Source organism: Wandonia sp., assembly GCF_984588085.1.
In genome coordinates this window covers 23,750-39,027 of sequence record NZ_CFIGVI010000025.1, presented here as the reverse complement: position 1 = coordinate 39,027, position 15,278 = coordinate 23,750, and the positions used below count along the sequence as shown (strand labels likewise).

Annotated in this window: 10 protein-coding genes; 2 read left to right on the top strand and 8 right to left on the bottom strand. The window is 42.1% G+C overall.

Annotated elements, in window-relative coordinates; genetic code table 11:
- Nucleotides 1-77: 77 nt before the first annotated feature.
- Complete coding sequence (locus AC4PL9_RS10405) at nucleotides 78-536, top strand: PaaI family thioesterase (RefSeq protein WP_491604687.1); 459 nt, start codon at nucleotides 78-80, stop codon at nucleotides 534-536.
- Between the two features lie 94 nt (nucleotides 537-630).
- On the opposite strand, the gene AC4PL9_RS10400 is transcribed toward AC4PL9_RS10405, so the two are convergent.
- The 7 genes from AC4PL9_RS10400 to AC4PL9_RS10370 all read right to left on the bottom strand — a co-directional run bounded on the left by AC4PL9_RS10400 (nucleotide 631) and on the right by AC4PL9_RS10370 (nucleotide 12,934).
- Entirely contained in the window at nucleotides 631-1,005 is a 375-nt protein-coding gene (locus AC4PL9_RS10400; RefSeq protein WP_491604686.1) for a GreA/GreB family elongation factor, read from the bottom strand.
- Nucleotides 1,006-1,343: 338 nt separating this feature from the next.
- The gene (locus tag AC4PL9_RS10395; RefSeq protein ID WP_491604685.1) at nucleotides 1,344-8,651 is read right to left on the bottom strand and encodes a PKD domain-containing protein; all 7,308 of its coding nucleotides are present in this window, start codon (nucleotides 8,649-8,651) and stop codon (nucleotides 1,344-1,346) included.
- A 191-nt stretch (nucleotides 8,652-8,842) separates the two neighbouring features.
- Nucleotides 8,843-10,261 carry a TlpA family protein disulfide reductase gene (locus tag AC4PL9_RS10390; protein WP_491604684.1) on the bottom strand — a complete coding sequence of 473 codons (1,419 nt, stop codon included), beginning with the start codon at nucleotides 10,259-10,261 and terminating at the stop codon, nucleotides 8,843-8,845.
- Between the two features lie 38 nt (nucleotides 10,262-10,299).
- Complete coding sequence (gene coaD / locus AC4PL9_RS10385; protein WP_491604683.1) at nucleotides 10,300-10,767, bottom strand: pantetheine-phosphate adenylyltransferase; 468 nt, start codon at nucleotides 10,765-10,767, stop codon at nucleotides 10,300-10,302.
- On the bottom strand, nucleotides 10,754-11,296 hold the full coding sequence (rsmD, locus tag AC4PL9_RS10380) for a 16S rRNA (guanine(966)-N(2))-methyltransferase RsmD (protein WP_491604682.1): 543 nt from the start codon (nucleotides 11,294-11,296) through the stop codon (nucleotides 10,754-10,756). Before rsmD ends, coaD begins: the two co-directional genes overlap by 14 nt.
- Nucleotides 11,287-12,036, bottom strand: a complete 750-nt coding sequence (locus AC4PL9_RS10375; protein ID WP_491604681.1) for a DUF3822 family protein — start codon at nucleotides 12,034-12,036, stop codon at nucleotides 11,287-11,289. Before AC4PL9_RS10375 ends, rsmD begins: the two co-directional genes overlap by 10 nt.
- Before the next feature lie 13 nt (nucleotides 12,037-12,049).
- A complete protein-coding gene (locus tag AC4PL9_RS10370) occupies nucleotides 12,050-12,934 on the bottom strand; it encodes a hypothetical protein (protein WP_491604680.1) in 885 nt (294 codons plus the stop codon).
- A 280-nt stretch (nucleotides 12,935-13,214) separates the two neighbouring features.
- Between AC4PL9_RS10370 and AC4PL9_RS10365 the strand changes: the two genes are divergently transcribed.
- Nucleotides 13,215-14,648, top strand: a complete 1,434-nt coding sequence (locus AC4PL9_RS10365; protein ID WP_491604679.1) for an ATP-dependent DNA helicase — start codon at nucleotides 13,215-13,217, stop codon at nucleotides 14,646-14,648.
- On the opposite strand, the gene AC4PL9_RS10360 is transcribed toward AC4PL9_RS10365, so the two are convergent.
- Nucleotides 14,645-15,265, bottom strand: coding sequence for a class I SAM-dependent methyltransferase (locus AC4PL9_RS10360; protein ID WP_491604678.1), 621 nt, complete (start codon nucleotides 15,263-15,265; stop codon nucleotides 14,645-14,647). The two genes, AC4PL9_RS10365 and AC4PL9_RS10360, sit on opposite strands and share 4 nt — an antisense overlap.
- Between the last annotated feature and the right edge of the window lie 13 nt (nucleotides 15,266-15,278).

The following is a 15,278-nucleotide window of genomic DNA, read 5'->3' as shown; positions in this document are numbered from 1 at the left end:
TAAATTCCCCACAACAATCCATATTATTCAGAGATATTGCTTTTCTTTAGTGTAAATAGCAGTCAAAAAGTAGAAACATGGCAAAAGCAATTCAGGATCTGTACCCCGAAAATTTATCACATTGTTATGGTTGTGGGCGAAATAATCCGGAGGGGTATCAACTTAAAACCTATTTGGTAGGAAATGAAACACGAGCCACATTTACTCCCGAGGACAAATATACGGCCATTCCGGGGAGTGTTTACGGCGGACTGATAGCGTCTTTGCTGGATTGTCACGGAACTGGATCTGCTGCGGCATTCCTGTGTCAGAAAGAAGGAATTTCACTTGAGGTTGGTCCCATTCCCGTTCGTTGTGTTACCGGTTCCCTGAAAGTGGATTTCAAGGCCCTCACACCCATGGGAGAGGAGTTGGAATTAAAAGGTATACTCAGAAGTATTGAAGGACGGAAAGTTTGGGTAGATATGACATTAAGTGCACGCGGTGTGGTTTGTGCAACCGGAGAGATTTTAGCCATTCGCCTGAAGGAAGAGTAGGGAGTGTGTTCGTTTCTTCTTTTCGAAATCAGAAAGGATGGAAAAATACAACAACTCCCCAAAGCACACACTGTTTGGGGAGTCGTCAGAAAGGTTAAACAACTTCAACCTTCACAATTTCAATTTTTCGGGTTCCCTCCTTGAAAGGCCATTCGATTACATCTCCGGTTTTGCGACCTACCGTTGCTAAAGCAATAGCAGAAGCGATAGAGAATTTCCCTTTACTCGGTTTGGATTTTGTCGTTCCTACAAACAGGTATTCGTTTTCTGTTTGGGAAGCATGATCCCGGATCGTAACTTTTCGGTTTACGTTTACAATATCATCCGGAAGTTCTTTTCGGGTTACCTGTATTGCCGTTTTTAATTCGTTTTGGAGTAATTCTTCTTCAACCGGTGTTACACGTTTTTTCCGAAGAAGTTCCTTGACCATATCATAAATTCCTGTAGTTAAAATTATTGGTTCTGCCATGATGCTTTCATGTTGTGAAATCTTTTTGACCTGTACTTTCGACCCGCACAATAAAAGTGGTACGCGACAAACGTTTACTGCAAAGCACACCTGTAAAGAAGATTCCGTTATATTGAATTGAAAAAATGGTTCTGAAAATGATCCCTGTCCGGAGTCGTGACAGGGGCTACCCAACAAATTCTTTAGAACTTTTCAGGAACATGTCATCATGTAAATAGGCTAACGATGGCAAAAGGCCTTTTCTGAAATTCACGGTATGTACCAAAAGGTTTTTCATCGTACCTACAAAATTACAGCTTATTTTCTATATCCCCAAACTGATCCGGGAAAGAAAAACGTTAGCGCAACACTGAAATATGACCGCGGAATAATCGCCATTCGCCATTCATATCCATCAATTCAACCTGCCAGATGTAGACACCATCCTGAACCGGAGTTCCGTTATAGGTTCCATCCCAGTAGTCATCCTGTTGATTGGTTTTAAAAATCACTTCCCCCCAGCGGTTAAAGATTCGGATTTCGAAGATCGTAGTAGCTTGTACTGCCCATTCGAAAGAATCGTTCATGCCGTCACCGTTGGGTGTAAAACTATTCGGGGCAAAGAATGAGAAAAATTCCGTTACTTCGATCGTCTGATAAGCCGTATCAATGCAGCCGTAATTGCTTTTTACAATTTGCATGATAGAATAAACACCTACTTCCTGGTACGTGTGAGTCGGGTTACCGGAGTTACTGTAATAACCGTCTCCAAATGCATATTCCCAGTCCAGTGCCCCTACCGATTCGTCAGTTACCTCAATATGAGGGAAAGCAATTGAGGTAACTGCTGGAGTTACACTAAAGCCAGCTTGTGGTTTGGGGTAAACATCAATTGAAAAAGGCATTGGCATGACAAATTCACAGTCTGTGCTTGTGACAACAGTCAGTTCCACATCATAACTTCCCGGGTCAGAAAAGGTGTGTGCGGGACTTTGTACAAAGCTGTAATAGCCGTCTCCGAAATCCCAGTGCCAACTGATGATAGTTGCAGCTCCAGAGGTGGTACTTTGATCTGTAAATTGTACTTCTACCGGCTGACAACCTGCCGTTCGGTCGGGTACAAAATTGAAGTTAACTACCGGGTGAAGATTGACCTGCTGAACTAATGTATCTGTACATCCTTCATCAGAAGTGACGACCAGCTGAACATCAAAGTTATCGGCATATTCTTCAAAAGTATGTTGAGGATTCGGACTGGACGAAACCGCCTCGTTAGTACCGAATATCCATTCCCAGGAGACAATCTGACCATTCGAAAGTGTGGAAAGATCGGTGAATGAGGTAGCTTCTCCCCAACATTCAGTTGTACTGTTAAATGCAGCAGTAGGAGAAGGGTAGACAGTTACCGTTTGAGAGACATTTGCTGAGCAGCCGTCACCGGAAGTCACCGTTAGTGTAACTGTGTACGTACCGTCATTTGCATAAGTATGTACCGGGTTTTCCAGTACAGAACCGTTTCCGTCACCGAATGTCCATGCCCAGGAAGTGTTAGTTCCCGGAGAAAGATTTGTAAAACGGGTGGTCTGACCTTCACAGGCAAGTGTAGCTGAAAATGCCGGAGCAGGATTCGGATTGACAGTAATCTGTTCTGTAGTAGTATTGCTACAACCGTCCGAAGAAGTCACCGTAAGTGTGATAGTGTACGTTCCGGTCTGGGCATACTGATGTGTTCCAGTGGCTGTAGAATAAAGTGTCCCGTCACCCATATCCCAATTGTAAGTTGTGATAGTACCGTTGTTGGCTACACTGTTATCAGCAAAATTAAATGTACCACCTTCACAAACAGCAGTAGGAATTGTCATTCCTGCAGTTGCCTCTTCATTTACCGAAATAATATGGAACGTTTGATCGTTACAGATGCCTTCTCCTCCTACAACAAGTAAAGTCACAATGTAATTCCCCGGAGAAGTGTACGTATGTTGTTCTACTGCTCCACCGTCAACAATAGTTCCATCGCCAAAATCCCACACCCACTGAGTTGGATTTCCGGTTGATTGATCTGTAAAGGTGGTGGGGGAACCAAAACAAACAACATCTGAAGAAAAGTCAGCCGTGGGAATTTCAGAAACATGAACGGGAGCAACAATACTGGAATCACATCCATTCACATTCGTAACCTGAAGAGTTACGTTAAATACGCCCGGAGTTTGATAAATATAGGTGGGGTTTTCAGCAAACGAGGTATTCCCGTCTCCGAAATCCCAGAACCATTGCGCAATGGGTGCAGTATCTGTTGTATTATTCGTGAAAGTAGTGATATTGAACAAACAAACAGTATCCGCTGTAAATGCAATTTGAGGGATAGTGTACACCTCGATTGTTTCTTCAAGCGTATCTGCACAACCGGCTGAATTTTCGACAATAAAAGTAATAGGATACGTACCTCCCACACCATAGGTATGCGAAGGGTTTTCAGAGGTTATTTCAGGAGTCCCGTCTCCGAAATTCCAGGAGAAATTGATGGGAGAACCGGAAGAAGTATTCGTGAAATTCACCTGACTTCCGGCACAAACAGCTGTATTGTTAAATGAAGCAACAGGCTGAGGAAGTACCAGAACATCCTGAGTTTGTTCATCCGTACAACCAAAACTGTTTTCAACGATTAGAGAAACAGCAAAAGTACCGTCCGTACTAAAAGTATAAGTTGGATTTTGTTGGGACGAGGTACTACCGTTATCATCATAATCCCATGACCAGCTAACAGCGTCTGTAGAAAGATCCGTAAACGAGGTTAAATATGAAAAACAGGAAGTATCGGCTTCCCAGTCAGCTATCGGATTAGGACGAATAATAACCGTTTGTTCCAGTGTATCTTTACAGCCATGAATATTGGTTACAATTTGTGCGACAGAAAAGCTCCCGTCGGAAGTGTACAGATGCGTGGGAGAATCAGCCCCCGTAGTAACTGTTGTACCATCTCCCCAATTGTATTCCCAATCTATTGCATCTGTAGAAAGATCGGTGATTTGGGTAGCGGTATGGAGACACACTGTATCGAATGTGAAGTTGGCAACCGGTAAAGGATAAACCTCAACAGTAATCAAAGTAGTATCGCTACATCCAAACGCATTTTCAGTTACCAGCCGGACATCATAAAGACCAAAATTAGTGTAAGTGTAAACCGGGTTTTGTAAAGTCGAAGTTCCTGTTCCGTCACCGAAATCCCAGTTCCATTGAACAGGATTTCCTGTTGTCTGATCTGTAAAGGAAGTTGCTTCTTCCAAACAGATGGTAGAAGCAGAAAAGTTGGGACTGGTTCTGGGGAAAGAGGTTACCGTTTGTGAGATCGTGTGGCTACATCCGGAGCTTGTAAATGAAGTAGTTAATGTAACTGTATAATCTCCGTTCGTAGTATACACCACCCAAGGATCAGTAGCTGTAGTTGTTTGTCCGTTTCCGAAATCCCATGCATAGCTATCCGGATTCCCCGTTGTCTGATTGATAAAGAAAGTGGTGTCGTTTTGACACACATCCGTGAACGTAAAGTCGGTTACGGGAACTTCGGTGATGGAAACCGTTTGTACCAGTGTGTCCGAACAGCCAGATCCTCCGAAAGCAACAAGCATAACTGAATAATCTCCCACTGCTGTGTATGTATGTGTAGGATGAGTTGCTGTACTGACCGGACTCCCATCTCCAAAATTCCATTCATAAGCTACTGTAGCACCACTGGTCAGGTTATTAAACTGCGTAGCATCTCCCAAACAAAAGTTGGCAGCAGAAAAATCAGCAGTCGGAACTGTATTTACCAGAACGGATTGTGCAATTGATGAGCTACAGGAAAAGCTGTTTTCGACGTTTAATGAAGCGGTAAATGAACCGGCAACCGTATACTGATGCAGAGGATGTTGATCAGAGGATGTGTTTCCGTCTCCAAAGTTCCAACTCCAGGAAACCGGATTGCCGGTACTTTCATCAGTAAACTGCGTACCATATCCCAAACATTCGGTTGTATTGCTAAACAATGCTTCAGGGATAGGATCTACAACAATTTCGCGGGAAATTACATCCATACAGCCAAAAGTAGTTTCAACCTGAAGTGTTACTGTATAGGTTCCCGGTGTGGTATAATTATACGAAGGTGCCGTGGCAGTTGAAGTGTTTCCGTCTCCGAAATCCCAGCTATAATTATTGGCTCCTATGGATGAATTAATAAGCACCATTGTTTCATTCAGGCAGATTGTGTCTTCCACGAAGTCAAAGTCTGCAACCGGAAGTGGATTTACAATCACCTGACGTGTCAGTGAATCAGAGCATCCCGAACCGGAAGTTACCGTCAGGGTAATGTCATAAATACTGTCATTGGTAAGCGCGACAAAAAGTTCATCCGAAGGAGTATAGTCGGAAGAGGTATTTCCATTGTCAAAGTCCCAGGTAAATGTTTCCGTTCCGTTATCAGGGGAGGTGTTGGTAAAACTTACTGTCAATGGATTACATCCACCTGACGGATTGGTTGTAAAAGCAACAACCGGAAGCGGATATACATCAATATATACCGTATCTGCTGATGTACAACCGTTTTGTTCTACCTGTATAGAAATGGTTTCCGTTCCCGCAGCACTGAATTGTACAGTTCCTGGATCAAAAGCAGTTGATGTAGCGGGGGAAGCATTGGTGCCAAAACTCCAGGAGTAGTTGGCTCCCGAAGTTGAATTGTTGGTAAATGTCATATCCAGAATCTGACATCCGTCCGGAGCATCGGGGGTAATATCAGCTACAGGGTAAGGATGTACAGTTACCGTTTGTTCAAGGGTATCATTCGGACAATAACCTGCTGCGATTAATTGAATGGTATAAGTCCCGTCCGAAGCATAGTTCAATACATGAGGACCTGCAGTTGTGGCGATACTTCCGTCTCCAAAATCATAATTCCATTGTAAATTTTCGCCCAGAGAGTTGTCGGTGACAGTGATGGCATCGCCCAGGCAAACTTCATTAGGGAATACGGTGAAATCTGCCTGATTCGGAGGATGGACGATAACGGTTTGATCCATGGTTTCTGTTCCGCATGCCCCGGTTACAACGAGCTCGATGATGTGTGTTACCGAAGATGATCCGGGGACTTCCGTAAATGTTATCGGTGCAGGGCTTTGCTGATTTGAATAAAAGCCACCGTCGACCGTCCATTCATACGTCAGACCCGTACCCGAAGAGTTATTGGCTAAAGAAACCGTAACGGGAGAACACCCTTCCTGTGGTTCGGGAATCGTGAAATCAATTACAGTTAAAGGATCGATAGTTACAATTGTTTCAAGTGTATCTCTACCGCAATATCCGTCAGCTATAAGCTGTACCGTATAGGTCCCTGGGGTTGCATACGTATGTGTATGTGGTCCTTGTGAATTGGATGTAGCTCCATCTCCAAAGTTCCATTCCCAGGTCAGATTTTCACCGAGAGAGGCATCTGTAAAGGTGAAACTGTCTCCTTCACAAACACTGGTTGCAGACGTCGTGAAATTAGCTTCTGTAGGTCTATGGACAATAATTGTATCCTGAAAAGTCTCGGTTCCACAGGCACTGTTTACAGTCAGTCGGATAATATGGTTAACAGGAGTATTTCCAGGTGTTTCTGTGAAAGTGATAGGCGGAATAGTTGCCATAGTTCCCGAATTGACTCCGTCTACTGTCCAGTTATAACTTAAGCCAACACCAGTCGAGTTGTTTTGAAACTCAACAGTCAGAGGAGAACAGCCTTCATCTGGTGTAAGCAACGAGAAATCAGCCACCGTTAGCGGATTAACAGTAATTGTATGTTCTACTGTATCCGGACCGCAGTATCCGTTTGCAATTAGTTGTACGGTATAGGTTCCCGGAGCTGCATACGTAACACTTCCCGGAGTACTGCTCGTTGAAGTGGTACCATTACCTAAATCCCATTCGAAAGTCAGGTTTTCACCCAGCGACTGATTCGTAAAAGAAACAGCAGTTCCCAGACAAACAGTTGTTGCTGATGGCGTAAATCGGGCGAGTGTCGGACGATGTATAGTAATGGTTTCTGCATCCGAGCTGCTACCACATTGATTTCCTACCGTAAGACTTATATTCTGTGTGACAGGAGTATTTCCTGCCGGATATGAATACGTGAAGGGACCTATATTCACGGCGCTGCTATAGTACGAGCCATTGCGATACCAACGGTAATAATTTATATTTCCGGTTGACAAATTATCAATGTCTACGGTCAGAGGAGAACACCCTTCAATTGGATCTGCAATAATTTCTGCAACAGGAATCGAATCAATGACCATGTTAAACGTATAACTATCACTACCACAGGCATTATTGGCAGTAACTGTTATCGGATAGGTTCCCTGATTGGTATAGTTCTGAGGGGGAGGATTTGAAATGTTGTTGTATACGTTTCCATTCCCCATATCCCAGGTATAATTATTGGCAGGAGAAGCACCGGTTGACGTATTGCTGAAAGAGATTCCCTGTGGTGCACATCCACTGCTTACCGAAGGGTTAAAGTTGGCAACGGGAGCCCCCACAATTTGTATCGGACTTATCGTAGCATTGGCGGAGTTACAGCTATTGGAAGCTGTTAACGAAATCGTGTAGCTTCCCGGCGTGTTGTATACGTGACTGGGAGGAGTAAGCGATGTTGTTGTAACAGAAGGAGTCCCGTCTCCGAAGTTCCACACGAATTCAGTAGCGTTTACAGATAAATTCTGTAAAGAGTTCAGTGTATGCGGCAGACACCCACTGTATTCGGTAATATCCAGTGTCATAGAAGCTGAAACGAAACGTTCGAAAACAATATCGATTGTTTGTGAGAATGAACAACCATTCGGACCTGTGGCGGTCATGGTTACCGGAAAAGTTCCATACGTGCTATAGGTGTGCGAAGGTTCAAAACCTGTACTGGTAGTTCCGTCTCCGAAATCCCAATGGTAACTGACCGCCCCGGTGGTGAAATTACTGAAATTGACAGTCTGGGATGTCGTTGGATCTCCGGGTAAAAGACAGTTTGTCGTGTTACCGTCTCCGTCATCCCCGGAAATAAACACGTTCGGGATATCCTGATTGGTAACCGTTTGGTTGGTGGTGGATTCACACCCCGCGATATTGGTGACTGTCAACGCTACGGTGTACGTTCCACCGAATGCATACGTGTGAGAAGGATTTTCATCGGTTGAGGTTACGCCGTCTCCGAAACTCCAGTTATACGTTGTCCCTGGAATAGTTCCAGTACTGGTGTTGGTGAAATTTACCGGGATTCCTGCGCAGTCTCCCGAAGGTGAATGTGTAAAGTCTGCAACGGGAGTCGGAAAAACTTCAACAGATAGATCGAATGTTTGCGAACATGCCGGGGGAGTTCCCACAGCTGTTACTTCCAGCGTGTAAATTCCGGGAGTAGTTAATGAAGGGACAGTGGGGGCACTCAGATCATTTGTTGTAGCAAAATTACTTCCGTTAATGGTCCACTCATACTGTGTGGTGCCTGCATCTGTTCCGGTACTGGTGTTGGTAATAGTAAGATTATGAGGCCCATTACCACAAAAAGCAGTCTGATCAACCGAGAAAGAAGGAGTGACATCATCACACTGACCGGAAGCCACGAATGCCAGTGAGACAATGCATATAGTCAAATAGAAAAATTTCATAATAAGCTGTAGTCAACTAAAAATGGACGAAAATATCGCGCTAAAGTTGCGTCTTGTGGATAAAAATAACGATATTTTTAGTGACTGCTATTACCGGATGAAATAATTACATCCTGACAGAGATGAAATACGTAAACCTTCTTATTGTTCGGGTATACTACTGAGAAAAGCTAATACTGAATAGCCTTTTGTTAATCAGTTATTTTCATCATGACTTTATGAATTTCGTAAAATGTTTTGTCTATGGTTTCGTACTGCCCGTCAGGGGAAGGGCGCTGAGCGGGATTTCCGACAATAAATCCGTCCGGATCTATCAGGACATAATGCGGAAATGTTCTCAGGTTAAATTGCTCTTTGATATCGGATTCATTTTTAGGTTTTGCAAGAGTCCACGAAATGGTACTTAGTACAGGATCTTTTTTCAGAGTTTCTGCGTTGGGTTGATCTATCAGGACGGTTATAAATTCTACATAGTTCCCATATTTGGTGTACATAGGTTTCATGAGTTCGATTTCATTTTTACCTGTAACACTTTCCGAAAGAATAAACTGGAAGTATTTGTACTTTGCCGGAAAAGAAGAAAGAGAGATTTCTTCACCCGTATAATCTACAACTGTAAAGCGGGGAGAAGGACTGCCGGGGATAAGATTCGTAAGTTTTTGCTTCAGGTTTTTGGCAATGATTTTATTGTGCGCAAAAAGAGCGTGATTGGAAAGACTGTCCAGCATACGTGATATGTTCGTTTGCGGGTAGTCGGGATTGTAATAAAGTTCGCCCAATCCCTTAATCATAACCATTTCTCTAAGTCGCAGATTTTTCATGCGGTAGTCCTGCCCAAGTGCATTAAATAACAGAGTAGGGCTGGCCTTTAGTACAGCAAGGTAAATCCGGTTGTTAATTTCCATACTGGTACGCTCGAAAAAGTCTTTGAAGAACTTATTGACGTAATCCATATAGGCATCATTGTCATAACTGACAGGGTGATATAATAAATAGTGGTCAAAGCGTTCTAATTCACTCCGGGAACCGTAATAACTGGCTTCATCGAGCTCTGCCAGTCTGAACAGAATCGTGGTTTTGAAGAAAGAAGAAGTGTCTTTGCTATAATACTTCTGCATATTCATCTTCAAGGTATCCAGTTTTTGACCGAACTGCCCGTCTGCCATGGATTTTGTGTGAAAATTTTCCCCGATAAAAGCGGTTAACCACCGGTCAAATTCCAGAATTTTGTAGTTAATATCCTGTTTGGGAAGACTACGGAATAATAATTCCATTTCACTTCCTTCCGGGTGAACCGGATCATATTTGTTACTCCCCGGAAAATAAACTTCGTAAGAAGCATCCGGTTGTAAGTAAAGGAAAGCATAGTTTTTTCCTACTTGTAAACGTACTTTTTCCGTTGAGGAAAAAAAGAAGTTGAGTTCAAAAATACTGTCCGTTTTTACTTCGGATCGGGCGAGAACTTCTTCATTGTAGGAAATGTAATCGACAATTCGACTCAAAGTAACTTCCTTTCCAATATATTCGGGAGCGTATCCTTTTAGTTGTACCAATTGAGCAACTGATAAAAAAGGCAATACTACTAAAAACAGGAAAAATGCTTTTTTCATGGATTGGGTCTTAAAACTATGCAAAACGTTTTCTTTCTTTAAACGAGAAAGTGAACATTGGTTACAAAATCATCAATTTTTGCGCCATTTTTATAAATCTCGCGGACAATGGTTGAATTGATGGCTCCGAATTCAGGTTTTGTTAACAGGAAAACACTTTTTACCTGCCCCATCTGATCATTCATGTGCGCGATCGCTCGCTCGTATGAAAAATCTCTGGAGTCCCGGAGTCCCCGGATCAGGAACTGAGCATTACATGCCTTTGCAAAGTCCACCGTAAGTCCTTTGTATTCGCGTACACTTACTTGTGGGTAATGGGCAAATATGGAGGCTATGTGTTGTTTTCGTTTTTCCAGATCAAAAAGATATTTCTTGGTTTCATTAACACCAATGCCAATAATTATTTCATCAAAAAGTGTTAAAGCCTGTTCAACAACATCCTGATGGCCTTTTGTAAAAGGGTCAAAAGAACCGGGAAAAAGACCTGTTTTTTTATTCTGTGACATACTCGAAAAAGCTAAAATTTACACCTCCGTAATTACGAAGGTACATGAATTCCGGGACATTCGAAAAATCATTGTTTTTGTCGTGCTCCAGTATTAACAGTCCGGTATCATTCAGTAATTTCCGTTCGAATACCAGTTGTATGATACTTTCATATTCTTTATACGCAAAAGGAGGATCTGCAAATATCAGATCAAATTTCTGTTCGGTTTGTTTCAGAAAAGTAAGCAAATCTTGTTTGCGGGTATAAATTTGATTGAGTTCGTGTTTTTTCGCCGTCTTTTCAATGAAATTTAGTGAAGGTCCATGTTGATCTACACTGGTTACACTGATCGCATCACGGGAGGCAAACTCAAAAGAAATACTGCCGGTTCCCGCACAGAGATCTAATACGGTAATATTATCAATATTAAATTCGTTGGCGATAATATTAAACAGAGCTTCCTTGGCAAAGTCCGTAGTGGGACGCGAAGGAAATGACTTTGGAGGAGAAAAACGAATGCCTTTTAATTTACCGCTGATTATACGCAAAGTAACTGATGTTTTATTTTTGTGAGGGAGTCAAACTTTAAAGAAGATTCGGGTTTAATTCGTTGAAATTTATCCCGTACTTCTTCTTCCAGTGTATCAAATTTACCCGATGAATGAATGGTAATTTTAAGTTCCTTGGTATCTATTTCTTTTTGATCGAGTACGAACACGGCATGGTAGATAATATCTTCTGCTGCTTTGTATTCAAAAACATTGTAAAATTCAAGTTTATTCTTTGATGTGATAAACAAAGAAAAGTAATCTTGTTCAGGGATAATATGAACGATCGGAGAAAAAGTAGATCCATTGAAAATGCCACGTAGTATGTGTGTATTCTCGTGTTGAATCACAATTCTGGGATAGCGGATAACAAAAAAGGATTTGATCCAGTCAGGAGATAAGTAAACGTTCACCAGACCTTGTTCCGGGAAGCGATTATAATCAACATCTCCCTGAGTTGTATCACCAAAACACAGACGGAAAATATCCTGTGCTGAACTTTCGCCAAATATATTTTGGGGTACGAGCGTAGTTTTTTCGCTTTTGATTGCTAAGGTGACTTCATCCGTAAAGGACAAGAGCCCCTGCTTTTGCAAGAGCTCTTTTATTTGTTCCTTTTTCTCTTCCGGTGTTCTTCCTGTTAACAGGAGTATTCCGACGTCTGAAATGGTTTTTGAGTCGCGATTAACAATTGAGTATACAAATTCCTTTTCGGAAACTTCCAGGCACAATTGCTGCATGTCTATTTTTGAATTAATCCCAATTTGCTGACAGGTTCGGAGAAGTTAATGATCCGAACATCAACGTGTCACGCTTTCCTTTGTATTCAACCGGATGGATTCCCATTACTTCGATTACCGGAACTTTTGATCCTTGATATTCAAGAGAGTCCATCGTTTTTAGCGAATACATATCGGAAGTAGTTGGGATGTACACCAATGAATCGGCATTGAATTCAGGGAATCCCATACGTATTCTTCTTTCTACATAGCTGTTGTTCTTAAAGGTTCTTTCAAAGTAAGAAACTTCAACCGTGTCACGAACGAAATTTGTCAGATCTGCCGGAGGTGTTTCACTTTTTGCAAGTGCATACGCTTCAAGTTCTGTCATATTATAATCCAGTGCACGGTTATCCTTTGGTCCGTAAATAATAGCTCTTTCCTCAGGAGTAAGACGACGGTTTGGAACACCACCTTCTTTTACTACTTCCTGAATTGTACCGCTTTTAATGAAGTGGATCAATTTGTTCCAGTCACTGGCATATTTTCCGTATTTATCACGATAAGCAATTTGAGCAGCTTTGATATCGTTCAGATTCTGCTTCATGAGGTTAGTAATCTCCTCTTTCTTGATCTTCTTATTTTCTTCAGCTACAACTTCAGATCCCATCTGATACAAAACATATACTGCAACCAAAGCAACGGGAATTCCGATGAATAAACTGATTTTCCCGGGGATGATTCCCGAAACATATATGATCGAAAGTACCCCGGAAATAGCAAGTAAAGATGAAGCCATCATCCAGTCAGAACCCTGATTATTGGATACTCCGAGAATAATAAGAGCAAGACCGATTACTAGCAAAATTACAGGAATGCTGTACTTTTTAAACAACACTGATAATGAGTTTCCGTTCATGGTATAAGCGTTTATGCATTTTTCAATAGTTCACAAATCTACAATTTTTTTATTATCACTATCAGACGTACACTACTTTTTTTCAACCGTTCAATCAATGAACTGAATGCTTTACAGTCGTGATCGTTACGACAAATGAGGTATTATTGGATGATCCGATTAGGAGTTAGTAGCGGGGAACTACTGGAATATCAACTCACTTTTCGCATTTAAAGATAAGAATCATATTCTATCCTGATCATAACTCATGTTCAATGATTAACTTTGTGTTAACCCGGATATGAGAAACACAATATCACAAACAATTCGCACATTTCTACCCTTTGAACTAACAACGGATCAGGAGAGTTTACTGGTGGATTTCGATGAGTTTGTCCATACAACAGGGCGAAAGCAATGTTTGATTGTCAGAGGGTATGCAGGAACAGGAAAAACGACATTGTTAGGAGCTTTCGTGAAATCCCTGTCATCGTTTAAAATGAAAAGTGTTCTGATGGCACCTACGGGAAGAGCGGCGAAGGTCTTGTCAATGTCTTCATCACGTCCTGCGCAAACCATACACAAGAAAATTTACCGCAGGCAAATTGCTCCGGACGGAAGTATGCGTTTCATGCTGTCCCCTAATCTTCATAAAAACACCGTTTTTATCGTTGATGAAGCTTCTATGATTGGTGATTATACCATGACAAGAGAAGGCGGAATCAGTTCCCGGAATTTATTGGAGGATCTGGTAACGTATGTGTATTCGGGAGTGGATTGTAGCTTGATTTTACTGGGAGATGAAGGACAGCTTCCTCCGGTGGGTGCTGATACGAGTCCTGCTTTGCAGCGTGAGTATATGGAGTTTCATTTTCCGGAGCTTTATTTTCTGATGACCCGATTAACACAGGTGGTTCGTCAGGCAGAACACTCCGGAATCCTGTATAACGCTACGTATGTTCGGAATCTGGATGAATTGGAATGGCCGGAATTGAAGGCAGATGCTTTTCGGGATGTCAGGAGAATTACCGGAGCTGAGTTACAGGAGGAGTTGGAGAGTTGTTATTCTAATTTTGGGAGTGACGAGACGATTATAATTTGTCGCTCGAATAAGCGGGCTAATTTGTTTAATCAGCAGGTAAGAGGACGTATCCTGTGGATGGAGGAAGAGATCAACGGGAGTGATTATATGATGGTGGTTAAAAACAACTATTTCTGGGTGGATGAAAAAAGTCCGGCAGGGTTTTTAGCCAATGGAGAGATTCTAAAAATCAAACGCATCGCGGGGAGAGAAAGTCTTTACGGGTTTAATTTTGTTCGGGCAATTATTGAGTTAGTAGATTATCCGGAGATGGATGAATTTGAAGTACTGATTAACCTGGAGGTAATCAATGCGGATTCTCCGAATCTTTCAAGGGACAGAATGAAGGAATTATTCTTTGAGATCGAAAAAGATTACCTCCACGAAAGAAATAAGCGGAAGCGGTATGAGTTGATTATGAAAAATCCTTATTTTAATGCTCTACAGGTGAAGTTTTCGTATGCGGTTACCTGTCACAAGGCACAGGGGGGACAATGGTCAGCGGTCTTTATTGATCATGGTTTTCTCCCGGATGGAGCGGATAATCATGAGTTTCATCGTTGGTTATATACCGCAATTACCCGGGCTACGGAACGGGTTTATTTTGTGAATTTCGATAAAGCTTTTTTCGGAGAGCAGGAAGAGGCGTTTTAGTGCCTTTTTCTCCCGGTAAAACGAATTACTTTTGCCGTTCCTTTGTGATATTTTCCTTCGTTTAATTCGACAGTTTCTTCAGCCAAATGGAGTATTTCGAAATCAGGAAAATCTTCACGGATTTCATCTGTGTCGTATAATAGATGAACTGAATCTGGACCACCGACTTGAGGATTCTCAGCTCGTAAGGCCAGATTGTTTTTACTGAAACCTTCTACTAGTATGTATCCTCCCGGTTTAATCGATTCGGCTGTTTTAGTGTGAATTTTTTTTCGGACTTCAGGAGGGAAGTGGGCAAAGATTAAAGCTGCAAGATCAAAGGATTCCGGCTGAGGAGCGAGCGAGAAAATATCACCAACGTAGTAGGTGAGTTGAACCCCCTTTTGCTCAGCAAGCTGGAGTGCTTTGACTTTTCCTGAACTACTGATGTCAAAAGCGGTTACTTCAAGTCCTTGTTCTGCAGCGTATACGGCATTTCTACCTTCTCCTTCTGCGACAAATAAAGCCTTACCTTGTGTCAGATTCAGTCGATTGAGTTCTTTTCTTAAATAGGCATTTGGTTCTGTTCCGTAAGCGAACCCTTCTTCTCCATAGCGTTTGTCCCAAAATTCTTTCATGTTCGTTTATTTT